At 68.5% G+C, this 26,317-nt stretch carries 23 protein-coding genes; 9 read left to right on the top strand and 14 right to left on the bottom strand.

Features of this window, described 5'->3' with window-relative positions; all coding sequences use genetic code 11:
- Positions 1-39: 39 nt before the first annotated feature.
- Positions 40-498: a PA2169 family four-helix-bundle protein gene (locus IEY70_RS04440; protein ID WP_189063802.1), complete on the bottom strand. Its 459-nt coding sequence runs from the start codon at positions 496-498 to the stop codon at positions 40-42.
- Between the two features lie 416 nt (positions 499-914).
- On the opposite strand from IEY70_RS04440, the gene IEY70_RS04435 reads away from it, so the two are divergent.
- Positions 915-1,616, top strand: coding sequence for a YqjF family protein (locus IEY70_RS04435; RefSeq protein WP_229777621.1), 702 nt, complete (start codon positions 915-917; stop codon positions 1,614-1,616).
- Positions 1,617-1,628: 12 nt separating this feature from the next.
- Here the strand turns inward: IEY70_RS04435 and IEY70_RS04430 are convergent, their stop codons facing one another.
- A complete protein-coding gene (locus tag IEY70_RS04430; RefSeq protein ID WP_189063801.1) occupies positions 1,629-2,597 on the bottom strand; it encodes a hypothetical protein in 969 nt (322 codons plus the stop codon).
- Between the two features lie 82 nt (positions 2,598-2,679).
- The gene (locus IEY70_RS04425) at positions 2,680-4,938 is read right to left on the bottom strand and encodes a RelA/SpoT family protein (protein WP_189063800.1); all 2,259 of its coding nucleotides are present in this window, start codon (positions 4,936-4,938) and stop codon (positions 2,680-2,682) included.
- Positions 4,939-5,459: 521 nt separating this feature from the next.
- Here IEY70_RS04425 and IEY70_RS04420 point away from each other — a divergent pair.
- Positions 5,460-6,413 (top strand): DUF1152 domain-containing protein, encoded by a 954-nt coding sequence (locus tag IEY70_RS04420; RefSeq protein ID WP_189063799.1) that lies wholly within the window; start codon positions 5,460-5,462, stop codon positions 6,411-6,413.
- Positions 6,414-6,419: 6 nt separating this feature from the next.
- On the opposite strand, the gene IEY70_RS04415 is transcribed toward IEY70_RS04420, so the two are convergent.
- Complete coding sequence (locus IEY70_RS04415; RefSeq protein ID WP_229777620.1) at positions 6,420-7,439, bottom strand: alpha/beta hydrolase; 1,020 nt, start codon at positions 7,437-7,439, stop codon at positions 6,420-6,422.
- A 38-nt stretch (positions 7,440-7,477) separates the two neighbouring features.
- Between IEY70_RS04415 and IEY70_RS04410 the strand changes: the two genes are divergently transcribed.
- Positions 7,478-8,014, top strand: a complete 537-nt coding sequence (locus IEY70_RS04410) for a hypothetical protein (protein ID WP_189063798.1) — start codon at positions 7,478-7,480, stop codon at positions 8,012-8,014.
- Positions 8,015-8,143: 129 nt separating this feature from the next.
- Here the strand turns inward: IEY70_RS04410 and IEY70_RS04405 are convergent, their stop codons facing one another.
- The 6 genes from IEY70_RS04405 to IEY70_RS04380 all read right to left on the bottom strand — a co-directional run bounded on the left by IEY70_RS04405 (position 8,144) and on the right by IEY70_RS04380 (position 16,103).
- Entirely contained in the window at positions 8,144-9,352 is a 1,209-nt protein-coding gene (locus tag IEY70_RS04405) for an acyl-CoA dehydrogenase family protein (protein WP_189063797.1), read from the bottom strand.
- Between the two features lie 106 nt (positions 9,353-9,458).
- The gene (locus IEY70_RS04400) at positions 9,459-11,129 is read right to left on the bottom strand and encodes an acyl-CoA carboxylase subunit beta (protein ID WP_189063796.1); all 1,671 of its coding nucleotides are present in this window, start codon (positions 11,127-11,129) and stop codon (positions 9,459-9,461) included.
- 100 nt (positions 11,130-11,229) lie between these two features.
- The gene (locus tag IEY70_RS04395) at positions 11,230-11,859 is read right to left on the bottom strand and encodes a CoA transferase subunit B (RefSeq protein WP_189063795.1); all 630 of its coding nucleotides are present in this window, start codon (positions 11,857-11,859) and stop codon (positions 11,230-11,232) included.
- Between the two features lie 326 nt (positions 11,860-12,185).
- Complete coding sequence (locus IEY70_RS04390) at positions 12,186-13,100, bottom strand: adenylyltransferase/cytidyltransferase family protein (RefSeq protein WP_189063794.1); 915 nt, start codon at positions 13,098-13,100, stop codon at positions 12,186-12,188.
- A gap of 133 nt (positions 13,101-13,233) precedes the next feature.
- Positions 13,234-14,637 (bottom strand): nicotinate phosphoribosyltransferase, encoded by a 1,404-nt coding sequence (locus IEY70_RS04385; protein ID WP_189063954.1) that lies wholly within the window; start codon positions 14,635-14,637, stop codon positions 13,234-13,236.
- A gap of 53 nt (positions 14,638-14,690) precedes the next feature.
- On the bottom strand, positions 14,691-16,103 hold the full coding sequence (locus IEY70_RS04380; protein WP_308425507.1) for an MFS transporter: 1,413 nt from the start codon (positions 16,101-16,103) through the stop codon (positions 14,691-14,693).
- An 80-nt stretch (positions 16,104-16,183) separates the two neighbouring features.
- Here IEY70_RS04380 and nadE point away from each other — a divergent pair, with 80 nt between their 5' ends.
- Positions 16,184-17,023 (top strand): NAD(+) synthase, encoded by an 840-nt coding sequence (gene nadE, locus IEY70_RS04375; protein ID WP_189063793.1) that lies wholly within the window; start codon positions 16,184-16,186, stop codon positions 17,021-17,023.
- A gap of 57 nt (positions 17,024-17,080) precedes the next feature.
- Here nadE and IEY70_RS04370 read toward each other — a convergent pair whose 3' ends face one another.
- Positions 17,081-17,779 (bottom strand): CoA transferase subunit A, encoded by a 699-nt coding sequence (locus tag IEY70_RS04370; protein WP_189063792.1) that lies wholly within the window; start codon positions 17,777-17,779, stop codon positions 17,081-17,083.
- A 142-nt stretch (positions 17,780-17,921) separates the two neighbouring features.
- Here IEY70_RS04370 and IEY70_RS04365 point away from each other — a divergent pair, with 142 nt between their 5' ends.
- On the top strand, positions 17,922-18,713 hold the full coding sequence (locus IEY70_RS04365; protein WP_189063791.1) for a 3-hydroxybutyrate dehydrogenase: 792 nt from the start codon (positions 17,922-17,924) through the stop codon (positions 18,711-18,713).
- Positions 18,714-18,789: 76 nt separating this feature from the next.
- Here IEY70_RS04365 and IEY70_RS04360 read toward each other — a convergent pair whose 3' ends face one another.
- From IEY70_RS04360 to IEY70_RS04350, 3 genes are all read right to left on the bottom strand, one after another.
- A complete protein-coding gene (locus tag IEY70_RS04360) occupies positions 18,790-19,290 on the bottom strand; it encodes a CAP domain-containing protein (protein ID WP_189063790.1) in 501 nt (166 codons plus the stop codon).
- A gap of 136 nt (positions 19,291-19,426) precedes the next feature.
- The gene (locus tag IEY70_RS04355) at positions 19,427-21,478 is read right to left on the bottom strand and encodes a M3 family metallopeptidase (protein WP_189063789.1); all 2,052 of its coding nucleotides are present in this window, start codon (positions 21,476-21,478) and stop codon (positions 19,427-19,429) included.
- 200 nt (positions 21,479-21,678) lie between these two features.
- The gene (locus IEY70_RS04350) at positions 21,679-21,936 is read right to left on the bottom strand and encodes a cold-shock protein (RefSeq protein ID WP_189063788.1); all 258 of its coding nucleotides are present in this window, start codon (positions 21,934-21,936) and stop codon (positions 21,679-21,681) included.
- A 311-nt stretch (positions 21,937-22,247) separates the two neighbouring features.
- Between IEY70_RS04350 and IEY70_RS04345 the strand changes: the two genes are divergently transcribed.
- Genes IEY70_RS04345 through pruA form a run of 4 tightly spaced genes read left to right on the top strand, consistent with a single transcriptional unit; the run spans position 22,248 to position 25,938 of the window.
- Positions 22,248-22,949, top strand: coding sequence for a GntR family transcriptional regulator (locus tag IEY70_RS04345; RefSeq protein ID WP_189063787.1), 702 nt, complete (start codon positions 22,248-22,250; stop codon positions 22,947-22,949).
- Positions 22,946-23,878 (top strand): proline dehydrogenase family protein, encoded by a 933-nt coding sequence (locus IEY70_RS04340; RefSeq protein ID WP_189063786.1) that lies wholly within the window; start codon positions 22,946-22,948, stop codon positions 23,876-23,878. Before IEY70_RS04345 ends, IEY70_RS04340 begins: the two co-directional genes overlap by 4 nt.
- Positions 23,879-23,887: 9 nt before the next feature.
- Positions 23,888-24,355: a hypothetical protein gene (locus IEY70_RS04335; RefSeq protein WP_189063785.1), complete on the top strand. Its 468-nt coding sequence runs from the start codon at positions 23,888-23,890 to the stop codon at positions 24,353-24,355.
- An 11-nt stretch (positions 24,356-24,366) separates the two neighbouring features.
- A complete protein-coding gene (pruA, locus tag IEY70_RS04330; RefSeq protein ID WP_189063784.1) occupies positions 24,367-25,938 on the top strand; it encodes an L-glutamate gamma-semialdehyde dehydrogenase in 1,572 nt (523 codons plus the stop codon).
- Positions 25,939-26,317: the final 379 nt, after the last annotated feature.

Raw genomic sequence — 26,317 nt, 5'->3', positions numbered from 1 at the left:
AAAGCCGTTCAATCCGAGCGGAGCGAGTAGGAGTCGGTATCAGCTGGCCTGCATGCCGTGCTTCAGGTCACGGATCTCGTCGTGGCTGGCTTTCACGCGGCTGAACTGCCCTTCCACGAACGCGCGGATCTCGGCGGGCAGCTCGGTTTCCTTCAGGACGTCCTGGTAGTTCTCGACGGCCACGTCCTCACCGCGTTCCGCCTCGGCGACCACGGCGTAGTCGTCGCGGCCGGTCACGGCGTCACGGACGTTCAGCCACGTGCGGTGCAGGGCAGCGCCGACGCTGCCGCCCTCGCGGGGTTTGTCACCGTGAGCGGCGATCTTCTCCTCGACCTCGGCGGCCAGCTTCTGACGCTGGGCGCTGCGTTCACTGAACAGGGCCTTCAGTTTGGGGTCGGTGGCGTGCTCGGCAGCATCGGCAAAGCCTTTCTCGCCGTCGCGCAGGGTGCCAAGCAGGTACTGGAGTTTGTCGAGCACGGTTTCGTTGTTCATGGTCATGGTGGTGCCTCCTAGGGGATGGGTTGGGTGCGGGCGGCCGCTGCGAGAACGTGCGGAGAACGGGAGCCGCCCGCCGTGAGTCCCGGCCGGGTCCTCCTGACAGGTCAGGGAGGGGGGGCCGGGCTGTTCAACGAGGTAAGCCTAGTGGTGCTCCCGGCGGATCTGATGATGGGGGCCCCAAGGCGGGCTTTACGGCCTGTTGAGCGGGGGTTGCCTCCGTTCACATGCAGGGAAATCACACCATCTGCGGCGCCGGGCACGTGCTCTGCTGGCAGGATGTTCCCGGCGCGCCCGCTCTCCCCTCCCGGTCTTCATGCCGGTTTCCGTGCGGGTTTCGGTAGTGGCGCCGCCCGTCCCGCCCCCCGGGCAGTGGGCTGGACCTGTGCAGGGGGCCGGACCTGGGTGGTGGGCCGGGCATGACGCGTCCCTGGGTGCTGCGGATGCAGTGGCACGACCTGTGCTTCATGCACTGGTCCGTCCCGGCGGACGCGTTGCAGCGCACCCTGCCGCGCGGCGTTCGCCTGGACACCTTCGGGGGTCAGGCGTACCTGGGTGTGGTGCCGTTCCGGATGGAGGGCGTCAGTCCGCTGGGCCTGCCGGACGTGCCGGGCCTGAGCGCCTTCCCGGAACTGAACCTGCGGACCTACGTGACCGTGAACGGCGAGCCCGGCGTGTGGTTCTACAGCCTGGACGTCACGCAGCCCCTTGCAGCGGGCCTGGCACGCACCTTCTTTCACCTGCCGTACCGGCACAGCCGCATGTGGGTGAACCGGCAGGGAGGCGTGACCCGCTACGCCAGCGAACTGCGGGTGAGCGGCACGCCCGGCGGCGGGCAGTTCGCCGGAGCGTACCGGCCAGTCGGAGAGGCCCTCCGGGTGAGCGGCGACTCGCTGGAGGCGTGGCTGACCGACCGGTTGCGTCTGTTCTCGGCTGACCGGGCCGGGCACGTGTACCGGGGCGTGATCGACCACCGCGCGTGGCCGCTGCGGCGCGCCCAGGTGGAAGTGCGAGTGAATACCCTGGCCGCACCGCTGGGCCTGACCCTGAGCGGCCCCCCCCACGCCCTGCACGCCCAGCGGCTGGACGTGCGTGCCCAGTGGATCGAACGGGTCCTGTAGGCAGCCGGCCGTTCAGCTGAGGGTCAGGGCGAACGGCGTGTCCAGTCCGGCCTGCGCGGCCTCGCGGGCCACCTGCGGCGCGTACCGCAGGGCCAGCACCGCGCGGTAGGTGCGCTGCGCGAGTTCCCGGTCGCCCTGCGCGTCCCGCACCTGCCCCAGCCGCGCCAGGGTCAGGCCCGCCAGACTGCGGGGTTGATCGTCGGTCAGGCCGTGCGCCGCGCGTTCCAGCAGCGTGCGGGCCGTGCCCAGGTCCCCCACCGCGAGGTGAATGCCGGCCGCGGCGGCGTCCAGTTCCGCGCGGGGGGTCACGGGGTCACCCGCCTCGCGGTTGAGGCTGTCCAGCAGGCCGCTCAGGTCGTCGTCCTCGTGCAGTTGCCACGCGCGGTCCGCCAGGGCACGCAGGCGGCTCGTCTCGCCCGGCTGGAACCCGCCGAGGTCCGGCAGGGCCGCGCCGGGCAGCAGGGTCAGCAGGTCTGGCAGGTCGTCCAGCGGCACGATCAGCACGCCGCCGACCCCTGCGAGGCGGGCGGCCAGTTCCGAGAGGCGCCGCGCGCGCCAGCGGGTGCCCGGCCCCTCGTCCAGCGCGTCCTGCACGCCCCGCACGGCCTGCTGCACCCCGGCGAGCACCTCCGGGTGGCAGGCGCGCGTCAGGGACAGGGGAGCCGTGACCAGCTGCGCCAGCGCCGACTCGGCCTGCGCAGCGGCCCGCAGGCGCTCACGGCCCTGCGGAAACTGCTGCAGGAAGTCCTGCAACTGGGTGTGCTCGGCGTCCGCCCACGCCCAGTCCCCGACCAGACCGTCCGTGATGTCCACGCGGGCAGCGGGCAGCGCGTCCCGCAGCGGGTGGTCCGGATCCATGCCGCTGCCCCACAGCGCCGCGCTCACCCGCAGGAACCGCAGGGCCTCCACGACCGTGCCCGCGTTGAACTGGGGTTGCAGCCTGAGCAGGTCACCCAGGTCCGGCAGCAGCGTCAGCGGCACGCGCTGCTCCGCGCCGGGCAGGCATGAACGGTCAGGATTGTCAGCATCCCGGGCAGTCTAGAGCATCCGCCGGGCCGACCCGTCAGGAACTGGCCCCGTTGCGTTTGCGGCCGCCCACGCGGATCACGTCGTCCACGCCCTGAACCTGCATGATGGCGCGCCGCATGTTCTCTAGGTCGCTGTTGCCCAGCACCGGCAGGCGCAGGTGAATAACGGCGACTTCCTCCATGCCCACCACGGCCTCCACGCGGGTCGGACTGCGTTTCTCGCGTGCCAGGATGCCCAGCACGTCAGCCAGCAGGCCGGCGCGGTCCGGGCCGATCACATCCAGATCCACCAGGGTCGTGCCGGGCGTTCCAGCGTCCCAGCTGGCCGCCACACAGCGTTCCGGTTCGTCTTTCAGCAGGCGGATCATGTTCGGGCAGTCGATGCGGTGCACGCTGACGCCACGCCCGCGCGTCAGGTACCCCATGACCTGATCACCCCGGATGGGGTTGCAACACTGACTGAGTTTGGTGTTCGTGGTGAACCCCTCCACGTACACGCCGCCCGGTTCCGGTACGCGCGGGGTCGGCACGCGCCGCGCCGGGGCCTGCTCCTGCGCCAGTTGCGGTGACAGGACACGCCCCACCACGCTGGGCGTGAGCTTCCCAGCGTGCAGCGCCAGGTACAAGTCGTCCGGGTTGCGGGTGCCCAGCAGTTTCAGGGTGGCGTCTTCCAGCAGTTTGGTGCGCATCAGTTGCCGCACCGCCAGCTGCCGCTTACGCAGGTACCGTTCGAGCAGGTCGTGGCCGCGTTGCAGGGCCTCGTCGCGTTCCTCCATGCGGAAGTGATGCCGGACCTTCGCGCGGGCGCTGCGGGTCACGGTGAAGTTCAGCCAGTCCTTGCTGGGGTGGCCGTTCTTGCTGGTCACGATCTCGACCATGTCGCCGTTTCCCAGCTTGTACGAGAGCGGCACGATGCTGCCGTTCACGCGCGCGCCCACGGTCGTCTCGCCGATACGGGTGTGAATGTGATACGCGAAATCCACCGGGGTGCTGCCGGACGGCAGGCTGATCGCCAGTCCCTTGGGCGTGAACACCCGCACCCGCTGCGACAGGATGTCGGTCTTCACGGCGTCCATGTAATCCGAGGCGTCGTTGATCTCGTTCTGCAACTCGCGCAGCTGCGAGATCCAGTTCTCGCGGTCCTTCTGCGCCAGCTGGTTGCCCTGCTTGTACATCCAGTGAGCGGCCACGCCGTACTCCGCGACCTCATGCATGCGCCGCGAGCGGATCTGCACCTCGATCGGCTGGCCGCTCTGGCTGATCACGGTCGTGTGCAGCGACTGGTACCCGTTCGGTTTGGGCACCGCGATGTAATCCTTGAAGCGGCCCGGCAGCGGCGTCCACATGGAATGCACGATGCTGACCGTGTGGTAGCAGATGCGTTTCTCGCGGGTCGCTTCGGCCCGCTCGCGGCGCACGTCGTCCGTGCCGGGCGGCACGACCAGGTCACGCGGGGTCAGCATCACGCGGATGGCCAGCAGGTCGAAAATCTGCTCCAGGGCCTTGCCTTCACGCTGCATCTTGGTGTGAATGCTCCACAGGTGCTTGCTGCGCCCCGCAATGTCGATGTCCGACACCCACTCGGGCAACTCCAGATCGTCCTCCAGCGCCTCCTGAAGTTCTTTCACGGCGCGGGTGATCAGCGCGTCGCGTTCCTCCTGCCGGGTGCGCAGACGCGACTGAAGGTACTCGTACTCGTCGGGTTGCAGGTACCGGAAACTCAGGTCCTCCAGTTCCCACTTGATCTGCCCGATCCCCAGCCGGTGAGCGAGCGGCGCGAAGATGTCCATGGTCTCCCGCGCGATCCGCTGCTGCTTCTCGGGTTTCATGCTGCCCAGCGTGCGCATGTTGTGCAACCGGTCGGCGAGTTTCACCACGATGATGCGAATATCGCCCGTCATGGCGATCAGCATCTGCCGCAGGTTCTCGGCCTGCACGTCCCGCCCGGCGTCACTGACCTCGGCCGCCTGGGAACCCTGCTTGGAGAGCTTGCTGACCTTCGTCTCGCCCTCCACGATGCGGCGCACGTCCGGCCCGAACTGCTTCTCGATCATGCCGAACGTCACGTACTCCACGTCCTCGACCGTGTCGTGCAGCAGCCCGGCCATGATGCTGTCCGAATCCATGCCCAGCCGCGCCAGGATCACCGCGACCGCCACCGGGTGCGTAATGTACGGCTCGCCACTCTTACGGTTCACGCCCGCGTGCGCGTCGCGCGCGAACACGTACGCCTTCTCAATCCCTTCCACTTCCGCCGGGGGCCGCGCCGAAACCAGTGCGCGCAGTTCACTCATGCCATGATCGCCGTCAGCCACGCCCTGCACAATAGCGCCCCCACACCCCGGCACGCCCGCGCTGCCCACACAGCGCCGCGCACACGGGCACCCACACCCGGACACCACCAGACCTGCGCCGCACACGGCAGAAAAACGCCCACCCCGGAAACGGCGGGTGGGCGGGAAGATGACGGGAAAAGCAGTGCCCCTAGCGACGGTCACGCACGCGCACGGGGATCGGCACCGGCTGTGGTTGCGGGCTGCCTTTCAGCACCTCGCGGAGCCAGTCAACAAATTCACGCAGGCCCTTCATGTCCACCAGTGTAAAGACCAAACCCTGACAGAGATGGCACGAAGCTTACGATAAGTTCACACCCCGGACTCACACCCGCCGCGCCGTGCAGCACGCACTCCAGACAAACGTCCCGCCCGCAGCACTCACGGCCCGCCACGCGCGTACCTGACAGATTCTGACAACCGCCTGCCAGTGCCGACACAGTTCAGCCGGTACGGGTGCACACTGCATGCGACACTGCTGCATGTATTCCCTTCAACCGCCCTTCTTTCAGGAAGTTCAGGACTCACGCCGCATCCTGATCGCCGGAATGGGCGGCGGGTTCGACGTGTTCTGCGGCCTGCCCCTGTACTTCGCCCTGAAGGCAGATGGGAAGGAGGTGTTCCTGGCGAACTACTCCTTCACCAGCATGGACCTCGGCCCGAACGGCCCGCTGCCGCACGCAGTGGTGCCCGTCACGCCGGACCTGTCCGCGCAGCCCGGCGAGTACTTCCCGGAATACTGGCTGAGCCGCTGGCTGGTCACGCAGGGCGAGCCGGGCACCGTGTACGCCTTCCGGAAGGTCGGCGTGCAGCCTCTGAAGGCCGCGTACGAGGCCCTGATCACGCACCTCAAGATCGACACAGTCATCCTCGTGGACGGGGGCACAGACTCGCTGATGCGCGGCGACGAGGTCGACCTGGGTACTCCGCACGAAGACGCCACCAGCCTCGTCGCCGTGAATGAACTGCGCGGCCCGAAGACACTCCTGGCGTGCCTGGGCTTCGGCATCGACCGCTTCCATGGCGTGTGCCACGCGAATTACCTGGAGGCGACCGCCGAGCTCACCCGCAGCGGCGCGTACCTGGGCGCGTTCAGCCTCACACCCGACATGCCCCCCGTGCAGAAGTACAAGGAGGCCTGCGAGGCCGTGTTCCAGATGATGCCCCGCTACACCAGCATCGTGAACAGCAGCATCATCGGTGCCATCGACGGGCACTACGGCGACCACCACGCCACCAGCCGCACGCACGGCAGCGAACTGTGGATCAACCCGCTGATGGGCCTGTACTGGACGTACCACCTGCCCGCCGTCGCCAGCCGCCTCCAGTACTACCAGCCCATGCTGGACACCGTCACGCTGAGCGACGTGGGCCTCGTGATCGAACGGCACCGGGACAGTGTGCCGATCCAGCCACGGGTGAATATTCCAGTCTGATGCCCGTCAGTTCAGCCCCAGCCCGCGCCGCAGGGCGTTCAGGGCGGAGGCCGTGAAGGTGCGGGCCACCGCCGAGTCCGGCGCGAAGCGCTCGAAGGCGTGGTACGCGCCGGGCACCTCGACATACTCGCAGGGCACGCCGGCGTCCGTGAGCCGCCGGGCGTACTCGCGGTCTTCCGGGCAGAACAGGTCGAGGGTGCCCACGCCGATCCACGCGGGCGGCAAGCCTTCCAGGCTCTCGCGGCGGGCGGGCGCGGCGTACTCAGGAGCGGTGTCCATCCGTGGAGGGCGGCCCAGGTAAGCCGACCACCCGAACTGGTTGGACGCGGGCCGCCAGATGAAATCCCCGCGCTCGTCATGCGTGGCTGCCAGGGTGGTGCGGTCGTCCAACATCGGGTAGTACAGCAGCTGAAACGCGGGCGTGACCTCGCCCCGGTCGTGCGCGAGTTGCGCCAGCGCGGCAGCCAGCCCGCCTCCGGCACTATCGCCGACCAGCGCGATACGGGCCGGGTCGAGGCCCAGCGCCTCCGCATCGCGTGCCATCCAGGTCAGGGCGGCGTAACAGTCCTCCAGCGGGCCGGGGAACGGCGTGCCCGGAGAAAGGCGGTACTCGACACCCACGACCACCACGCCGAGTTCCCGCGCGTACGCGGCGCTCTGCGGGTGGTACGACGCGGCCGACCCGGTCACGTACCCGCCGCCGTGAATGTTCAGGATGGCCGCCGCTTTCGCCGGGAGATTCGGGGGCCGGTACACGAACACCGTCACGTCCGGCGCACCGGGCGGGCCGGGAATACGGCGCTCCTCGACCTGCACCCCATCCGGCAGCGCGGGAGCCTTTGCGCGGGCCTGCATCGCCCCCATAACCGCCACGACGCCCCGCGTGAACGGCGGCGTCCGCAGGCGCACGAACGGCGAGCGCAACTCCGGGTGCAACTGGGCGTACGAGGCGGCGCGTCTGGTCGAGAGGAACCACGCACCCAGCACCAGCGCCGCCCCCACCCCCAACAGTCTTCCGGATTTCATGACTGATTGTCGCACCCGCCACCCGTTACGCTGACGACATGGCCCTGACCCTCACGCAGCTCCGCCAGACACTCGGCGACATGGACGCTCCCGAACTCCGCGAGGTCCTCGTAGCCCTGTACCGCGCCAACGCCGACAACAAACGCCAGCTGGCCGCGCTGCTGGAGGGCGACCACAGCGGCCTGCTAGACCGACTGGAAACCGAGCTGGAGAAGGCGTTCCGCACGTCCGGTCGCCTTCCGACCATGAAGGTCGGCGGGGCGAAGAAGGCCCTGACCGCGTACCTGAAGGTCGCCGCGCCCGCCGACGCGCTCGACGCGGAACTGCGCTACGTGGAGGCCGGCGTACTGTGCCTGCACGCGTACGGCGACTGGCCGGAGAACAACTACGGCAGCATGGAAGGCGTCTTCGAGGCGGCCCTGAAACGCGCGGCGACCCTCGACCTGAAAGACATTCCATTCAAGCGGCTGGAACGGCTGGTGTCGAACGCTGGCGGGTTCGGGTACGGCTTCTCGGATCAGATCGCGTACCAGTACGACGAGTTCCTGGAGAAACTGGAGGGGCCGGAGGACTGACCCCCGACCCCTCCCCTGCCCACTGATTCGGATTCCGTCTGTTGCGTTGGCAGATCGGAATCCTTTTCTCTCCTGCTCGCATCCGCTCGGATTGAACGGTGATTGCACACCATTCAATCGGAGTTCGTTTCAGTCCGCGAAGCGTTTCAGCACGTCGCGGCTGATGACGAGGCGCTGCACCTCGTCGGTGCCCTCGCCGATGCGGGTGAGGCGGTTGTCGCGCCACATGCGTTCCACGGGGTATTCCTTGATGTAGCCGTACCCGCCGAGCATCTGGATGGCCTCGTCGCAGGCTTCGACGCCGACGGTGGTGGCGAAGAGTTTGGCGCGGGCGACCGGGACGGTGAAGTTCATTCCGGCGTCCTTGAGGTCGGCGGCCTTGCGGATCAGCAGACGTGCGGCCTCGAGTCTGGTGTCCATGTCGGCGAGGCGGAACGCGAGGTTCTGGTTGTGGCCGATGGGCTTGCCGAACTGCTCGCGCTGGTTGACGTAGCGGGCGGCGTACTCGAACGCGGCGCGGCCGAGGCCGAGGCCCATGGCGGCGATGCCGACGCGGCCCCCGTCGAGGACTTTCATGACGTCCTTGAAGGCGTTCCCCCGCTCGCCCAGCAGGGCATCGGCGGGGAGGTGGATGTCCTCGAAGATCAGCTGCGCGGTGTCGCTGCTGCGCAGACCGAGCTTGTCTTCCTTGCGGCCGATGCTGAAGCCCTGCACTTCGTCGCGGTTGAACACGAACGCGCTGATGCCGTCGTTCTTGCCCTTGCCGGGGCGGGGGGCGTCGGTGCGGGCCAGGACGACGTACGTGCCGCCGACGCTGCCCTGCGTGATGAAGTTCTTGCTGCCGTTCAGAATCCAGCTGCCGTCGGGCTGCTCCTTCGCGTTGCTCTGCATGCCGCCGCTGTCGCTGCCGCTGCCGGGTTCCGTCAGGCCCCACGCGCCCAGCTTCTCGGCACTCGCCAGGGCCGGGAGGAACTTCTGTTTCTGCGCCTCGGTCCCGCCGATCAGGATGTGCCCCTGGCACAGGCTGTTGTGACTGGCGACCGTCAGGCACAGGCTGCCGTCCACCGCGGCGACCTCCTCGATGATCATTGCGAACGTCGCCGTGTCCAGCCCGGCCCCGCCGTACTCCTCGGGCGTCTGCGCGCCCATGATGCCCATCTCGCCCAGTTCACGGACGATCTGCATGGGGAACTCGCTGGTCTGGTCCCGCTCGGCCGCGCCGGGCTCGACCCTGTTCTTCAGGAAGCTGCGCAGCGCGCTGATGATCGTGCGCTGGTCGTCGTTCATGGGCTGCGTGTTCGGGTTGCTGACATCGGGACGGTTCAGGGTGCTGGTCATGGGGGGCTCCTTTGGAGGGCAGATGGCGAATGGCAGATAGCGGATGGCGAAGGTGGGGCTGGGGCGTTGTAGGCCATAGGCCATCTGCCTTCAGCCATCCGCCGACTTACACCTGGAACACGCCGACGCGGAATTCTTCCTGGTGGGGGTTCTGGGCGCAGGCTTCGAGGGCGCGGATGAGGCGGTCGCGCGTGTCGTTGGGGGGGATGATCTCGTCGACCCAGAGGCGGGCGGCGGCGTAGCGGGGGTCGAGTTCGGTGTCGTACTTGCTCTTGACCTCGTCGTAGAGGCGCTGGAGTTCCTCGTCGTCGGGCTGGTGGCCGCTGCGTTTCAGGGCAGCGAGCTGGATGTCGAGGAGGGTCTTGGCGGCGGCGTTGCCGCTCATGACGGCGTATTTGGCGCTGGGCCACGCGAACAGGAAGCGGGGGGCGTAGGCCTTGCCGTTCATGGCGTAGTTCCCCGCACCGAAGCTGCCGCCGGTGATGATGGTGATCTTGGGCACGACGGTGTTGCTGACGGCGTTCACGAGTTTCGCGCCGCGCCGGATGATGCCCTCCTGTTCGCTGTCGCGGCCGACCATGAAGCCGGTCACGTCGCTCAGGAACACGAGGGGCACGCCCGCCTGGTTGGCGTCCATGATGAAGCGGGCGGCCTTGTCGGCGCTGTCGCCGTAGATGACGCCGCCGACCTCGATGCGGGTACGCAGGCCGGGTTCGCCGCCGCTCTTGAGTTTCTTCTTGATGACCGTGCGCTGGTTCGCCACGAACGCCACGGGGTAGCCCCCGGCGCGGGCGAAGCCGCACACGAGGGTCTCGCCGTACTCGGGTTTGAACTCGTGGAACTCGCCACCGTCCACCAGAGCGGTGATGAGGTCGCGCACGTCGTACGTCCTGCTGCCGTCGAAACCGACGAGGTCCGTGAGGTCGCGTTCCGGGGCGGGCAGCGTCTCGCGGCGGCGCCTAGCGAACGGGGCGGGGTCGCCCTGCGCGTACAGGTCGGCCAGCGCGCGGATGCGCCTCAATGCGGCGGCGTCGTCGGGTTCCTTGTAGTCCACGGTCCCGGCGATAGAGGCGTGCATGCCCGCCCCGCCGAGGTCCTCGCTGTCCACGACCTGCCCGATGGCGGCCTTCACCAGCGCGGGTCCGGCGAGGTACAGCCCCGAGCCCTCGGTCATGATCAGGGTGTCGCACATGACGGGCAGGTACGCGCCGCCCGCCACGCAGTTGCCCATGATCGCGGCGATCTGCGGGATGCCGCGCGCGCTCATGCGGGCGTTGAGGTAGAACACGCGGCCGAAGTCGTCCTGGTCGGGGAAGATCTCGTCCTGCATGGGCAGGTACACGCCCGCTGAATCCACGAGGTATACGACTGGGAGGTGGTTTTCCAGCGCGATGGTCTGCGCGCGGATGACCTTCTTCGCGGTGATCGGGAAGAACGCGCCGGCCTTCACGGTGGCGTCGTTGGCGATGATCATCCACGGGCGGCCCTGGATGGTGCCGATGCCGGTGACGGTCCCGCCAGACGGGCAGCCGCCGACGTCCTGGTACATCTCCCACCCGGCGAAGGTCATCAGTTCGTCGAAGGGCGTCTGATCGTCGATGAGCTGGCGGATGCGTTCGCGGGCGGTCAGGCGGTTCTTGTCGTGCTGGCGCTGCTGGGCTTTGGCGCCGCCACCGGCGTGGACGCGGGCGCGGTCGGTGTCCAGGCGGGCCAGGGCGTCGGCCCAGGGGGTCTGAATGGGGGGCGCCGGGGGGGCGCTGGTGTCTGGCTGGGTCATTGTTGCCCACAGTCTAACAAACGGTCGTTAGGGTGTGGTGGGATTCATGACAGGCCCTCCGCCTCCACCGGGACACGAGGGGCGCCAAAGCGGGGACGGTTCAGGCGTGGATGGCCGCACCCGTCTTGGCCTGCAACTCGTCCAGCGTCACGCCCGGCGCGAGTTCCACCAGCTTCAGCCCGTCCGGGGTGACGTCCAGCACGCCCAGGTCCGTGATGATGCGGTTCACGACCGCCTGCCCGGTCAGTGGCAGGGTGCAGTCGGGCAGGATCTTGTGCGCGTCGCCCTTCGCCACGTGCTCCATCAGGACCACGACGCGCTGCACGCCCGCCACGAGGTCCATCGCGCCGCCCATGCCCTTGACCATCTTGCCGGGAATCATCCAGTTCGCCAGGTCACCCTTCTCGCTGACCTGCATGGCGCCCAGAATGGCGAGGTTCACGTGCCCGCCGCGGATCATGGCGAAACTGTCCGCACTGGAGAAGAAACTCGCGCCGGGCAGCGCCGTGACCGTCTGCTTCCCGGCGTTGATCAGGTCCGGGTCCACCTCATCCTCGGTGGGGAACGGGCCGATGCCCAGCAGGCCGTTTTCACTCTGCAGCATGACGCTCACGCCGTCTGGGATGTGGTTGGCGACCAGGGTGGGCAGGCCGATGCCCAGGTTCACGTAGTAGCCGTCCTGCAGTTCACGGGCCGCGCGGGCGGCCATCTCGTCTCGGGTCCAGGGCATGGGTGACCTCCTTGCGGTCAGTAGGGGTGGGATTGTGAAAGTCAGGGGCAGCTTGCGGCGCGCTGGCCGGGCCTGTCAAGCGGCCCGACCGGCCGGATCGGACAGCGTCATCATGCCCGGTGCCCGTCACAGGCCCGTTTCATACGGACTCCGATTGAATGGCTTATAAAGCCGTTCAATCCGAGCGGAGCGAGTAGGAGTCGGAGCGGGTTCCGGACGTGGAGTTAACAGATCGGTGGTGTTCCGATCTGTTAACGAAATAAACGGAATCCGTTTCAGACAGGCGGATGGCCGATGGAGGATGGCTGCGGGACAGCCTCTGCCTGTCACGCGCGACTGCGGCGCGCCCCAGCCTCCAGCATCCGCCGGAGGATGACGTGGTGGTCCTCGAAGAATTGCCGGGGCCGCGCCAGTGCGTGCGCGAGGGGGACCGGGCGCGTGCCGGGCGGCGGGGAGTCGGTCAGGACGACGCGCGCGGTGGTGGGAACGCCCAGCGAGCGGGCCGGGTGGCTGAACACCGTCGCGCCCGCAGGCAGCCTGTCGGTGGGCAGGGGCGTGGCGGGCAGTGTCCAGAGTCCCGCGCCGACCGGGCCGGGGCGGCGGGAGAGCCAGACCAGTTCCGGGGTGACGTGCAGGTCGAGGCGTTCGTGGCGGGGCGTGCCGTCCCACTCGGCCCGTTCGGCCTCCAGCGCGGTCCACTCGGCGCGCAGGCGGGTGAAGGTGCGGGTGCCCAGGAAGCGGGTCAGGAATCCGGCGACCGCCGGGGGCAGGTGGGCGGGCACCTCGCCCTGCCCGAAGAGGGCGGCGCGGACCTCGGTGGCGTTCAGCACGCCCTCCCCCACCCTCAGGGCCGGGCTGGGGGCCAGGGTCCAGTCGGGGAACCAGCGCAGGTAGCTGCTGCTGGCGTCCTTCTCGAAACCGGTCAGGACCACGGGGGCGTTCCCGGCGACGGCGTGCGCGGCGCGGCGGACGTGCGCCGCCCAGCGGGTCGCGTCGAACTCGTCCGGAAGGGGGCGCAGGGTGACGCACCGCGGCGGGACGCCCGACTCGCGCAGCGCGGCGCGGATCATCCCGGCCCGTTCGCGTGGCGTGAACGGGTTGCGGGCGCTGCGGGCGAGGTTCGCGCTGCCCAGCAGCACCAGCAGGCGCCCGCGCCTCTCTGTGGCGGCCTGCATGGTCTGCAGGTGCCCCGCGTGCGGCGGCTGAAATCGCCCGACATACACGGTCAGCGGATCGGTCATACGGACTCCGATTGCATGGGCTTTGCAGCCCATTCAATCCGAGCGGATGCGAGTGGGAGCGGAGCGGATTCCGGACGTGGAGTTGGCAGATCGGTGGTCTTCCGATCTGTCAACGAAACAAACGGAATCCGTATCACAGCCCGTGGCGGTCGCGCAGGTCGGTGATCAGGGCGTCCCGGCGGCCCTGAAGTTCGGCGCTGAGGCTCACGTGGTACGCGTGCGGGTTCAGCAGGCGGCGCGTGCCGTCCGGCAGGGCCGCCAGTTCCGTGTGCGCGCGGGCCTGCAACTCCGGCAGGCTCCCGGGCGGGCGGGTGCGCTGCCCGGCGTCCATGACGGTCACGCGCGGGTCGGACCAGTCCAGGCCGTCCGGAATGCGGCGCGAGCGCAGCGGGTTGGCGGGGTCGCTGACGCGCCCGCCGGGCTGCGGGGCCGCCTCGTCCTGCCCGGCCACGACATCCAGCGCGTACTGGCCGGCGCCGTCACGGGCGCGCCAGACGCGTTTGGTGCCGGGCACGCTGGTCTTGGCCGGGTCGCCCGTGAGTTTCATGCGGTCCTGCCCGCCCAGCGCCACGAGTTTGTACACGCCGCCCAGCGCGCCGCCGCCGTCGCCGCCGCCCGTGGCGAGTTGCGTGCCGATGCCGTACACGTCCACGCGGCCGCCTCCCTGGATGACGCTCTGGATCACGAATTCCGACAGGTCGTTGCTGGCGATGATCTGCACGTCCGGGAAGCCCGCACCGTCCAGCGCGGAGCGCACCTGCGCGGACAGGTACGCGAGGTCGCCGCTGTCCAGGCGCACGCCGCGCAGTTCGTGCCCGGCCGCGCGCAGTTCCCGCGCGACGGTCAGGGCGTTCGGGAGGCCGCTGCGGAGCGTGTCGAAGGTGTCGAGCAGCAGCGTGGTGGCGTCCGGGTACAGCGCGGCGTACGCGCGGAAGGCGCTCAGTTCGTCCGGGAAGCTCTCGACCCAGGCGTGCGCGTGCGTGCCGGTGGCGCGCAGGCCGTAGCGGGCGGCGGCCTCCACGTTGCTGGTGCCGCTGGCCCCTCCGATCACGGCGGCGCGGGCCGCGCCGAGTGCGCCGTCGGGTCCCTGGGCGCGGCGCGCGCCGAACTCCACGATCTCGCCGCCGTGCGCCCCGGCCTGCGCGGCACTCAGGCAGCGGGCGGCCTTGGTGGCGATCAGGGTCTGGAAGTTCAGGACGTTCAGCAGCGCCGTCTCGACGAGTTGCGCCTCCCAGAGCGGGCCGCGCACGGTCAGCAGTGGTTCGTGCGGGAAGACCACGCTGCCTTCCGGGAAGGCCGTGACGCGCGCCGTGAACCGCCAGTCACGCAGCGCCGCCAGGAAGTCCGGGCGGAACAGGCCCAGGCTATCCAGGTACGCGAGGTCCGCCCCGCCGAACCGCAGGCCGCTCAGGTACTCCAGCGCGGGTTCCAGTCCGGCCCACACGGCGTACCCGCCCCGGTAGGGGTTGCGGCGGTACGACAGGTCGAAGGTGGCGTCCTGGGTGTGCAGGTCGCTGGCGAAGTACCCCTGCATCATGGTCAGCTGGTACAGGTCCGTGAACAGCGCCGGGCCGAACGCGCCCGGAGCGTTCACGCGGTCTCCCGGTCACGCAGGGGGCGGCCCTGCGTCTCGATGCCGACCGTCCAGACGCACGCGGCGGACAGCACGAACAGCGCCGCGAACACCGTCAGGGACTGCGCGAGGTTCCCGCCCAGCAGCAACGCCGCCGCGAACGGTGACACCAGACTGCCCAGCCGCGCGAACGCACTGGCGACCCCCATGCCCGAGGCGCGCAGCAGCGTCGGGAACAGTTCCGGGGTGTAGGCGTACAGGGCGCCCCAGGTGCCCAGCAGCGAGAACGACAGCAGCGCCGAGGTCAGCAGCACGCCCACGGCCGAGTCCACCAGCAGGAACAGGTACGCGCCGACCGCGCTGACCAGCATGAACCCCACCAGCGTGGCGCGGCGGCCCACCCACTCGATCAGCAGCGAGGCCAGCAGGTACCCCGGAATCTGCGCGCAGGCCAGCAGCAGGGTCGTCAGGTACGTTTCGGTCAGTTCGAAGCCGTTGGCGCGCAGGTACGTGGGCAGCCACGAGAAGATGCCGTAGTAGCCGAGGCTCATGCCGAACCACGCGGCGGCCAGCAGGAACGTCCGGTCGCGCAGGTCCGGGCCGAACAGCGCCGCGAAACGCGACGTGCGGCGCGGCGCGGGCAGCGGCGGGGCCAGCGGCAGGTCCGGCAGGTCGCGGCGGTTGCGGCGCGCCACCTGACCCAGGGCGTTCAGGGCGTCGTCCATGCGGCCGCGCGCGACCAGCCAGCGCGGCGAGTCCGGCACGCCCACCCGCACCAGCAGGCCCGCCACGCCCGGCAGGGCCGTCAGGGCCACCAGCCAGCGCCAGCCGTCGCCGGGTAAGTCCAGGGTGCTCCCGGCCAGCAGCACCGAGGCGAGCGCCGCCATGCCCAGCGTCCCGATGGCCCAGAACCCCTCGACCAGCACCAGGAACCGGCCGCGCAGCGCGGCGGGCATGAATTCGGCCATCATGGCGTAATCCACGGGCATGGTCCCGCCGATGGCGAAGCCGGTCAGGACGCGCGCGGCGATCAGCACGCCCACGCTGGGCGCCAGGGCGCTGAGCAGGCCGAACAGCACGCCCAGCGTCACGGTCGTCAGGAACACCGGGCGGCGGCCGTAACGGTCGGCCACGCGCCCCCACAGCGGCGCGCCGATCAGCATGCCCGCGAAGGTCGCCAGGGTCAGCAGCGTGACCGGCAGCGTCCCGGCCTCCAGTCCGAACGAGTCGCGCACGTTGCCCAGCGCGAATCCCATGACCAGCACGGCCATGGCGTCGGCGGCGAAGGTCAGGCCGCAGATCAGCAGCAGGCGGTACTGGAAGGCCCCCAGGCCCAGGTGCTCGATGGCGCGGTCAACCGTCATGGTGTCCGGCGGGGGCGCGGCCACGGCGTCGGCGGGCAGGCGCAGCAGGGTGGGGCGGTCGTTCACACCACCCATCTTAGGTGCAGCGGCCCCCCTGGAACGCCGGATGGCCTGCTGGCCGCCGCGCCCGTGAAATACTGCGCCGCATGAGCATGCAGCAGGTCATCATCCGGGAACTGGAGGTCCGCCCCGTCATCGACCCGGCGGCCGAGGTGGAGCGGCGCGTGGCGTTCCTGTGCGCGTACCTGCGCGCGTCGGGCACGCGGGGGTTCGTGCTGGGCATCAGCGGCGGGCAGGACAGCACCCTGGCCGGGCGGCTGTGCCAGCTGGCCACCGAGCGCCTGCGCGCCGACGGCACCGAGGCGACCTTCGTGGCCGTGCGCCTGCCGTACGGCGTGCAGGCCGACGAGGCGGACGCGCAGCGCGCCCTGGCGTTCATCCGACCCGACCGGAGCGTGACCGTGAACGTCAGGGGCGCCGTGGACGCGGCCTCGGGCGCCGCAGCGGCCGCGCTGGCAGAGGCGGGTGTGGGCGGCGAACTGCGTGATTTCGTGCGCGGGAACATCAAGGCCCGCGAGCGGATGGTCGCGCAGTACGCGCTGGCCGGGCAGCTGAACATGCTGGTCGTGGGCACCGACCACGCCGCCGAGGCCATCACGGGCTTCTTCACGAAGTACGGGGACGGCGGCGTGGACGTCACGCCCCTGACCGGCCTGAGCAAACGCCAGGGCGCGCAACTGCTGGAATTCCTGGGCGCACCCGAGGAAACGTGGCGCAAGGTCCCCACCGCCGACCTGGAAGACGACCGCCCCGGCCTCCCCGACGAGGTCGCGCTGGGCCTGACGTACGCGCAGATCGACGACTACCTCGAAGGCCAGGACGTCGCGCCGGAAGTGGCCGGGAAGCTGGAACGCCTGTACCGCATCACCCGCCACAAGCGCGCCGTGCCGGTCACGCCGTTCGACGGGTGGTGGCAGGAGGCGTAAACGCACGGGAGGTCACACTGTGTGGACGTTCCAGTGTGACCTCGTGCGTGGCCGACCCTACCCGGCGCGGACGGTCCGCTGCTCGATGCGTTTCTCGGGCGCAGCGTTCAGCACGACGCGCTGCACGAAGATGCCGGGGGTGTCCACGTCGTCCGGGTCGATCTGACCGATCTCGACGATCTCCTCGACCTCCGCGACGGTCACCCGGCCGCAGGTGGCGGCCATCGGGTTGAAGTTCCGGGCGGTCTTGCGGTACACGAGATTCCCGGCCCGGTCGGCCTTCCACGCCTTGACCAGCGCCACGTCGGCGACGATGCCGCGTTCCAGGATGTACGTCTGGCCGTCGAAGTCCTTGTGTTCCTTGCCCTCGGCGACCAGGGTGCCCACGCCGGTCCTCGTGTAGAAGCCGGGGATGCCCGCCCCACCGGCGCGCATGCGTTCGGCCAGCGTGCCCTGCGGCGTGAATTCCAGTTCGAGTTCCCCGGCGAGGTACTGGCGTTCGAATTCCTTGTTCTCGCCGACGTAGGAGCTGATCATCCGGCGGATCTGGCGGGTCTGGAGCAGCAGGCCCAGGCCCCAGCCGTCCACCCCGGCGTTGTTGCTGACGGCTGTCAGGTTGGTGGCCCCGCTGTCGCGCAGCGCGAGGATGAGCTGTTCGGGAATGCCGCACAGGCCGAAGCCCCCCACGGCGATGGTCTGGCCGTCGGCCACAATGTCGGAGAGCGCCGCGTGGGCGTCGGGGTACACCTTGTTCATATGGCCTCCAGTGTAGAACGAACGTTCGTCAGGGTCTGGGGAGGGTGTCCAGGAATTCGTCCAGCGGCGGGCGCAAGGCCGACGGGCAGGGCAGGCGGGCAGGCGTCAACGTTTCGTGACGCCTCCGGACTACACTCCGCGCATGACGCAGGGCACGCAGAAGACCACGCAGACGACGCAGGGCAGGGCCGCGCTGGTCACGGGCGGTACGGGTGGCATCGGGCTGGCGATCGCGCAGCGGCTCGTGCAGGATGGGTTGCGGGTGGCGGTGCTGGACCTGGACCGGCCGCAGGCCCGCGAGGTGGCGCGGGCGAACGGACTGATCTTCATCGGGGCGGACCTGTCGCGCCGCGAGGACTGCCGCCGCGCGGTGGATGAGGTGGTGGCGGCGCTGGGGGGCCTTGACGTGCTGGTGAACAACGCGGGCTTTCAGCACATCGATCCCATTGCCGCCTTCCCGGAGGACACCTGGGACGCGATGCTGGCGGTCATGCTGACGGCGCCGTTCCTGCTGAGCCGGTACGCGTGGCCGCACCTGACCCGCTCCGGGCAGGGGCGGATCGTGAACGTGGCGAGCATCCACGGACATGTGGCCAGCCCGTTCAAGAGTGCGTACGTCAGCGCGAAGCACGGTCTGATCGGCCTGACGCGCACGGCGGCGCTGGAGGCCGGTGAGCAGGGCCTGACCGTGAACGCCATCTGTCCGGGGTACGTGCGTACGCCGCTGGTCGAGGGGCAGATCGCCGATCAGGCCCGCACTCGTGGCCTGAGCGTGCAGGAGGTCGAGCAGCGGGTGATGCTGGAACCCGCCGCGATCAAGCGTCTGCTGAACCCGCAGGACATCGCCGCGCTGGCCAGTTACGTGGTCAGCCCGGCGGCGTGGGGCATGACGGGCGCGGTGCTGGATCTGGATCTAGGCTGGACCGCCCGGTAAGTGTGGGGCGCGGAGTCCCTCACAGCAGAAACATGGAGGCCGGTTCCATCAACCATCCTCCATCACCCGCCTACCCTTAGCGGGGCTGGCTGCTCAGGACCATCACGTACGAGGTGCCGCGCGAGCCCTGCACGACGGCGGCCCCTACGTGGGTGTAGCGGTTCTCGTTCATCCAGTAGCAGTGCACCGCCGAGTTCAGCCACCAGCGCACGGCCTGTTCGGGGTTCACGCCGCCGCCCATGTAGATGATTTCGGTGACGCTGACGGCGTTCACGCCGGTGCTGGCCGCGCGGACCTTGGGTGTGGAGCCGTCGGCGCCGGTGTGGGTGATGCGGCCACTGCTGCTCATGTACCCGGCCTGGATGCGCGCGGCGGCGGCCAGTTGCGGCGAGTAGCTGAGTGCGCCTGCCACGGGGCGCCGCCCGCTGCCGGGGCAGTTGACACCCTGGGCGCGCACCTGGTTCAGCCGGACCATCAGCTGACTCTCGGCGGGGGTGGGGGCGGCCTGGGTGGTGCCGGGCAGACCGAGGGCCAGAAGGGCCGCCAGTGCGCCAAGCGTCCGCTTGGGGTTCCACATGAGCATCGTGAACGCAGCTTAACCTGAATGTCCGGTGAATGTTGCAGGTTCCGGGCGCAGAGGTACCGACTCTGCGCCCGGAACCTGTCCTGGCTGGCGTGAACGATCAGATCAACCGCTCACGCCGGTGTCCTTCTTATAGGAGGCCGCTGCGGCGCAGCAGGGCGTCGGCGTCGGGGTCGCGGCCCATGAACTCGCGGTACAGTTCGGACGGGTCGGCGCTGTTGCCACGGCTCAGGACGCTGTCCACGAAGGCGCGGCCCGTGTCGCGGTTGAAGATGCCCTCCTGCGCGAAGCGGCTGAAGGCGTCGGCGTCGAGCACCTCGGCCCATTTGTAGCTGTAGTACCCGGCGCCGTACCCGACGGGGCTGCTGAACAGGTGGCTGAAACTGGCGATCTGCGCGTACGTGTCGGGCAGCGGGAACGGAATGAAGGTCGCCATGATGTCCCGCGCGTACGGCAGGGGGTCGGCGTCGCCGGTCGGGTCGAATTCCACGTGCAGACTCAGGTCGGTCAGGCCGAAGGAGTACTGGCGCATGGCGGCGTTCGCGGCGCGGTAGTTGCGGGCGGCGATCATGCGGCCGAACAGGTCCTCGGGGATGGTCTGGCCGGTCTGGTAGTGGCGGGCGAACAGGTCGAGCGCCTCGCGTTCCATGACCCAGTTCTCCATGATCTGGCTGGGCAGTTCCACGAAGTCCCAGGCGACGCGGGTGCCGCTGAGGCTCTTGACGCTCACGCGGGACAGGGCGTGGTGCAGCAGGTGCCCGAACTCGTGGAAGACCGTTTCGACCTCGCGGATGGACAGCAGGGCGGGCGTATCGGCGTCGGGGGGGGTCATGTTGCCGCACATCAGGCCCAGGTGCGGCTCGACGCCGTTCTCGCGGGGGCCGCCGGTGATGAAGGCGTTCATCCAGGCGCCTGCGCGTTTGCTGTCACGCGGGAACCAGTCGGTGTAGAAGCTCGCGACGTGCGTGCCAGCCTCGTCGTGAATGTCGTAGTAGCGCACTTCCGGGTGCCAGCCGGGCGCCTGCGATTCGCTGACGCTCACGCCGAACACGCGGCGCACGATCTCGAACATCCCCGCCAGGACGCCGTCCATCGGGAAGTACGGGCGCAGGGCTTCCTCGTCGAAGTCGTACTGCTCGTGCCGCTGCTTCTCGGCCCAGTACGCGCCGTCCCAGGGTTGCAGGGCGGGGGCGTCCGCGCCGGCACGCTCGTGGTAGAAGGCGACCAGTTCGGCGTTCTCGCGTTCAAAGGCGGGGCGGGTACGGGCGTCCAGGTCGCGTTCGAAGCTCAGGGCGCGATCGCCGCTGCCGGCCATGCGGTCGTGCAGCACGTAGTCCGCGAAGTTCCGGAAGCCCAGCAACTGCGCCTTCTCGCGGCGGAGTTTGAGGATCTCGCGGATCAGGGGGCGGTTGTCGCGGCCTTCCTGCACGCCCAGTTGCCCCTGCGCCTGCCACAGTTCGCGGCGCAGTTGGCGGTCGTCGGCGTAGGTCAGGATGGGCAGCAGGGTGGGGGCGTGCAGGGTCAGGCGGTGCCCTTCCTGGCCCCGGCCTTCCGCGTCGCGGCGGGTGGCGTCCTGAACGCGTTGCGGCACGCCGCTCAGGCGTTCTGTGGGCACGTACAGTTCGTACGCGGCGGTGGAGTCCAGCACGTTGCGGGAGAAGGCGCTGGTCACCTCGGCGAGGCGGGTGTTCAGGGTCAGCAGGCGGTCGCGGTCATCGCCCTGAAGGTCGGCGCCCTCGCGGCGGAATTCGTCGATGGTGGTCTGAAGGTGCCGGGCGCGGACGGGGTCGAGCGCGGCGGCCTCGGGCGTGGCGGCGAAGGCTTTCAGGGCGTCCCAGAGGCCCTCGTGCAGGCCCAGGCGGGTGTAGAACTCGCTGGTTCTGGGCAGGATGGCGAGTTTCGCGGCGGTCCATTCGGGGCTGCTGATCACGGCGTCCAGGTGGTGAACGATGGTGTTCACGGTGTCCAGCTGCTCGGTCAGGGTGTCGAGGTCGGCCATGAAGTTCGCGAATGCGCGCTGCGGGGCGGCGGCCAGGTCCTCGAGTTTCTGTTGCGTGAGGGCCAGCAGGGTGTCCACGGCGCCCTCGGCGTGTTCGGGGCGGATCTGGTCGAACGGAATGCGGAACCCGACGTTCAGCAGGGGGTTGCTCACGCCGGTCGGATCAGTCTGAGTTGCAGTCATCGTTTCCGAGTATAGAAGGGTGGTGGGTCTGCAATCTAAGCATATTGGCGTGCAGAGCCTTCATCGTGCAGAGCCTTCATGCTGCGCCCGCGCGCGGCGCCTGCATGGCGCGCCTTTTTGCTGGCGGGCCGGGGGCGCGGGCGGGACAACGAAAAACCGGAGCGCCCTGGTGGGCAGCTCCGGTTAGGGATGGTTTGCGATTACCAGCGGTCGTCGCGGCGGCCACCGCCGTACTCGCTGACGGGCGCGGCCTTCGTCACGACGATGTTCTTGGCCTGCGGGCCCTTGCCGCGCTGGCCTTCTTCCACTTCGAACTCGACTTCGTCGCCCTCGTTGAGCTTCTTGAAGCCGGTGCTCTGGATGGCGCTGAAGTGCGCGAACACGTCGGGGCTCCCTTCCGTCTGAATGAAACCGAAGCCCTTCTCCGCGTTAAACCATTTCACTTTACCTACAGCCATGTTCAACTCCTTAGTTTCCAAAGGCACGAAGAGACGCACAGAAACCTTGTGCGCCTCTTACTCACTGCGTACCCAGGAAAACTATGGGGTCAGTGTAGGGGCCACCCACCCCGGTAAATGCAGTTTGCATTACAATACGCACGGACTGTTCTGAACGTCTGGTCAGCGCCCGGAGCATCGGCTTATCAGCTCTCCCCCCGGCAGCGGCCTTCCTGCGACAGGATCGTGCGGAACGGGCGGGCGGTCGGGGCTGGAATCGTGGGCCGGATCGCTCTTGCGGAGCGATCAGAATATTGTATACAATATCCACAATGACCTCTTTCGAGCGCCCCACCCTGGTCCGCGACGGCGTCTATGAACACCTGCGCCGCGCCGTCCTGGACGGCGACCTGATGCCCGGCGACCGCCTGGGTGAGGTGGAACTCGGCGCGCAACTCGGCGTGTCCCGCACCCCCATCCGCGAGGCCCTGATGCGCCTGACCCAGGACGGCCTGCTCGTCGCCGAGGCGAACAAGGGCGTGCGCGTCCGCACCCTCAGCGCCGCCGAGGCCCGCGACACCTACGTCGTCCGCGAGGAACTCGACGGACTGGCCGCCGCCCTCGCCGCGCAACACCACACGCCCACCGACGCCCAGACCCTGCGCGGCGCCCTGCACGCCCTGCAACGCGCGCCCAGCAGCGACTACCGCGAACAGACCCGCCTGGACCTCGCGTACCACCGCGCCATCACCGCCGCCACCCACAACGCCACGCTGGCCGACCTGAACCGCGACCTCGAACAGCGCGTCGCACTCATCAAGCACCAGACCCGCACGTACAACGCCCACCCGCAGACCGACGCCCAGCACGCCGACATCCTGACCGCCATCCTGGCCCGCGACCCGGACGCCGCCCGTCAGGCCGCCCGCACGCACGTCCGCACCTTCGCCGCCCTGGTCCTCCAGAACCTCGCCCAGCCCACCCTTGCCCAGCCCACCCCCACGCAGCCCACCCACCCGGAGAAACAAGCATGATCGACCAGCTGTACCGCAAAGCAGTCCTGACCGTCGCCGGGCAGAAAACCATCGAGAACGCCGTCCGCGCCCGCGGCTGGGGCATGGCGCAGCGTTTCGTCGCCGGGGAAACCCCACAGACCGCCATCCAGGCCGTGCACGACCTGAAAAAAGACGGCATCATGGCGAACCTCGACCTGCTGGGCGAATTCATCGAGAGCCCCGCGCAGTGCACGCAGTTCGCCGACAACGTCATCACCATGCTCGACGCCGCGCACGCCGACGGCATCACGCCCTACGTCAGCATCAAGCTGTCCAGCGTCGGCCAGGGCAAGACCGAAGGCGGCGAGGACCTGGGTCTCACGAACGCCCGCCGCATCATCCGCCGCGCCAGGGAGTACGGCGGGTTCGTGTGCCTCGACATGGAAGACCACCCCCGCGTCGACCAGACCCTCGCGCAGTTCCGCACCCTGCACGGCGAGTTCGGCGGGCAGCACGTCGGCACCGTCCTCCAGAGCTACCTCTACCGCACCGAGAAAGACAGAGGCAGCCTGGACGACCTGACCCCCAACCTCCGCATCGTGAAGGGCGCGTACCTGGAACCCGAAACGGTCGCGTACCCGCAGAAAGCCGACGTGGACGCCGCGTACCGCCGCCTCGTATACGCCCACATGCAGGCCGGGAACTACGTGAACGTCGCCACGCACGACGAAAGCATCATCCACGACGTGCAGATGTACGCCCTCGCGCACGGCGTCAGCAAGGACGCCTTCGAATTCCAGATGCTGTACGGCATCCGCCGCGACCTGCAACGCAACCTCGCCGCCGCCGGGTACCGCGTCCGCGCGTACATCCCCTACGGCCGCGACTGGTACCCCTACTTCAGCCGCCGCATCGCCGAGACGCCCCGCAACGCCATGTTCGTGCTGCGCGGCATGCTCAAAGGCTGAACGAACGCGATGAACCCTCTCGGGTACATCAACCTCTTCTGGCTGCACGAGATCCTGAATTCGGCCGTTCATGTCTCAGACGACTGGTACCGCCAGACCTGCCCCGAGAAGGTGGACTTCGAGATGGACAGCTACGTGCTGGCCCCGTACACCGGCAATGCGCACAGCCTCCAGGCGTTTCTGGCCCATGGACTCAGACCCGTCTTCGACTCCCTGAACGACTTCCAGAAGGTTCTCGTCCTCGACTGCCTTGCGCTTCTGCTCGCCAGAGACGAGCCTTCGCTGTGGGAGAAGGTCAACTTCTTCGACACCCTCATGGGAGACCGGATCGTGCTGGCCGACAAGCCAGCACCACTGTTCAGAGCGTTCTTCGACGTCCTCAGCGCAGGAACTGAACCGGAACTCGCCACCTACCGGGACATTCCAGCTCCCGTATTCAACCCAGCCGACCACCTCCAGCTCTATCAATTCTGTTAAGGAGAAACCCCATGATCAAAGTTCAGGAGTACCGTCCGCAGAGCTTCATCGATTTCACGAAGGAAGAGAACGTCAGGGCCTACCAGGACGCGCTGAAGAAGGTGCGCGCCGAGCTGGTCGGCAAGCACTACCCGATGGTCATCAACGGTGAGCGGGTGGACACGGCCCAGAAGCTGACCAGCCTGAACCCCTGCGACACGACTGAAGTGGTGGGCACGACGGCGAAGGCCACCATCGAGGATGCCGAGCGGGCCCTGCAGGGCGCATGGACGGCGTTCGAGTCTTGGAAGAAGTGGGACATGGACGCCCGCGCGCGCGTGCTGCTGAAGGCCGCCGCGATCCTGAAGCGTCGCCGCCTGGAGGCGTGCGCCCTGATGAGCATCGAGGTCGGGAAGAACTACGCCGAGGCCGACGTGGAGGTCGCGGAGGCGATCGATTTCCTGGAGTACTACGCGCGCAGCGCCATGAAGTACTCGGGCTTCGGGAGCAGCGAGACGACGTGGTTCGAGGGTGAGGAGAACGGCCTGATGAGCATCCCGCTGGGGGTGGGCGTGAGCATCAGCCCGTGGAACTTCCCGTGCGCGATCTTCATCGGGATGGCGGCCGCGCCGATCGTGGTGGGGAACTGCGTCCTGGTGAAGCCCGCCGAGGACGCTGGGCTGATCGCGGGGTTCATGGTGGACATCATGCTGGAGGCCGGGCTGCCCGCCGGGGTGCTGCAGTTCCTGCCCGGCGTGGGCAGGGAGATCGGGGAGTACCTGACGACGCACGCGAAGACGCGGTTCATCACGTTCACGGGGAGCCGCGCGGTGGGCCTGCACATCAACGAGGTGGCGGCGAAGGTGCAGCCCGGCCAGAAGTGGATCAAGCGCGTGATCATGGAGCTGGGCGGCAAGGACGGCATGATCGTGGACGAGACCGCCGATCTGGACGTGGCGGTGACGGCGGCGGTGCAGGGCGCGTTCGGGTTCAACGGGCAGAAGTGCAGCGCCATGAGCCGCCTGATCGTGGTGGACAGCGTGTACGACGACGTGGTGAACGCCTTCGTGGAGCGCGCCGGGGCCCTGAAGGTCGGGACGGGCGAGGAGAACGCGAACGTCACGGCGGTCGTGAACCAGATGAGCTTCGACAAGATCAAGGGGTACCTGGAGATTGCCCCCAATGAGGGCAAGGTGCTGCTGGGCGGCGCGGCGACCGGCGAGGCGAACGGCAAGCAAGGCTACTACGTGCAGCCGACCATCGTGGGTGACGTGAAGCGCGAGTCGCGTCTGGCGCAGGAGGAGATCTTCGGGCCGGTCGTGTCGGTCATCCGCGCGCGGGACTGGCAGGACGCGCTTGCTATCGCGAACAGCACCGAGTACGGCCTGACGGGCGGCGTGTGCAGCGCCAGCCGGGAGCGTCTGGAGCAGGCCCGCGCGGAGTTCGAGGTGGGGAACCTGTACTTCAACCGCAAGATCACGGGCGCGATCGTGGGGGTGCAGCCGTTCGGCGGGTACAACATGAGCGGCACGGACAGCAAGGCGGGCGGCCCGGATTACCTGGCGAACTTCATGCAGCTGAAGACCGTGACCGAGCGCTGGTAAAGGCAGGAACTGTACAGTTGTAGACCAAAGGCCCCGGATTCGATTCCGGGGCTTTTTTCTGCGGTGGCGCCCAGGCAGGTGCATTGGCAGTCATGTGTCGGAACACCGGGGTCACTTTCAAATGCAAACAATGCAGAGGGCCAGCATTTCAATCGCCACTATCTGATGCTCAACTGACCCAGCAATGAGAACGGCTACTGTACATGAAAATCAAGCTGACCGTTGCCACACTTGCCCACAGCGCGGATCAAAACAGGGCGGAATTGTCGATCTGGAAATCATTTTTCCAGCTTCTTGGACCAACATCAGAGCAGTCTAGAGCATTTGTCATAATAAGGCTATGAAACGAGTCGGCGCACGCGGATACGGGCTAGACCTG

It is taken from the genome of Deinococcus seoulensis (assembly GCF_014648115.1).
Classification (GTDB): Bacteria; Deinococcota; Deinococci; order Deinococcales; family Deinococcaceae; genus Deinococcus; species Deinococcus seoulensis.
Note: the sequence above shows the minus strand (reverse complement) of the source record. Positions and strands in the feature narration are given on the sequence as shown.

Coding starts and splice junctions, on each gene's coding strand:
- IEY70_RS04440 (WP_189063802.1), bottom strand. CDS start 498: ATGACCATGAACAACGAAACCGTGCTCGACAAACTCCAGTACCTGCTT.
- IEY70_RS04435 (WP_229777621.1), top strand. CDS start 915: ATGACGCGTCCCTGGGTGCTGCGGATGCAGTGGCACGACCTGTGCTTC.
- IEY70_RS04425 (WP_189063800.1), bottom strand. CDS start 4,938: ATGAGTGAACTGCGCGCACTGGTTTCGGCGCGGCCCCCGGCGGAAGTG.
- IEY70_RS04420 (WP_189063799.1), top strand. CDS start 5,460: ATGTATTCCCTTCAACCGCCCTTCTTTCAGGAAGTTCAGGACTCACGC.
- IEY70_RS04415 (WP_229777620.1), bottom strand. CDS start 7,439: ATGAAATCCGGAAGACTGTTGGGGGTGGGGGCGGCGCTGGTGCTGGGT.
- IEY70_RS04410 (WP_189063798.1), top strand. CDS start 7,478: ATGGCCCTGACCCTCACGCAGCTCCGCCAGACACTCGGCGACATGGAC.
- IEY70_RS04405 (WP_189063797.1), bottom strand. CDS start 9,352: ATGACCAGCACCCTGAACCGTCCCGATGTCAGCAACCCGAACACGCAG.
- IEY70_RS04400 (WP_189063796.1), bottom strand. CDS start 11,129: ATGACCCAGCCAGACACCAGCGCCCCCCCGGCGCCCCCCATTCAGACC.
- IEY70_RS04395 (WP_189063795.1), bottom strand. CDS start 11,859: ATGCCCTGGACCCGAGACGAGATGGCCGCCCGCGCGGCCCGTGAACTG.
- IEY70_RS04390 (WP_189063794.1), bottom strand. CDS start 13,100: ATGACCGATCCGCTGACCGTGTATGTCGGGCGATTTCAGCCGCCGCAC.
- IEY70_RS04385 (WP_189063954.1), bottom strand. CDS start 14,637: ATGATGCAGGGGTACTTCGCCAGCGACCTGCACACCCAGGACGCCACC.
- nadE (WP_189063793.1), top strand. CDS start 16,184: ATGAGCATGCAGCAGGTCATCATCCGGGAACTGGAGGTCCGCCCCGTC.
- IEY70_RS04370 (WP_189063792.1), bottom strand. CDS start 17,779: ATGAACAAGGTGTACCCCGACGCCCACGCGGCGCTCTCCGACATTGTG.
- IEY70_RS04365 (WP_189063791.1), top strand. CDS start 17,922: ATGACGCAGGGCACGCAGAAGACCACGCAGACGACGCAGGGCAGGGCC.
- IEY70_RS04360 (WP_189063790.1), bottom strand. CDS start 19,290: ATGTGGAACCCCAAGCGGACGCTTGGCGCACTGGCGGCCCTTCTGGCC.
- IEY70_RS04355 (WP_189063789.1), bottom strand. CDS start 21,478: ATGACTGCAACTCAGACTGATCCGACCGGCGTGAGCAACCCCCTGCTG.
- IEY70_RS04350 (WP_189063788.1), bottom strand. CDS start 21,936: ATGGCTGTAGGTAAAGTGAAATGGTTTAACGCGGAGAAGGGCTTCGGT.
- IEY70_RS04345 (WP_189063787.1), top strand. CDS start 22,248: ATGACCTCTTTCGAGCGCCCCACCCTGGTCCGCGACGGCGTCTATGAA.
- IEY70_RS04340 (WP_189063786.1), top strand. CDS start 22,946: ATGATCGACCAGCTGTACCGCAAAGCAGTCCTGACCGTCGCCGGGCAG.
- IEY70_RS04335 (WP_189063785.1), top strand. CDS start 23,888: ATGAACCCTCTCGGGTACATCAACCTCTTCTGGCTGCACGAGATCCTG.
- pruA (WP_189063784.1), top strand. CDS start 24,367: ATGATCAAAGTTCAGGAGTACCGTCCGCAGAGCTTCATCGATTTCACG.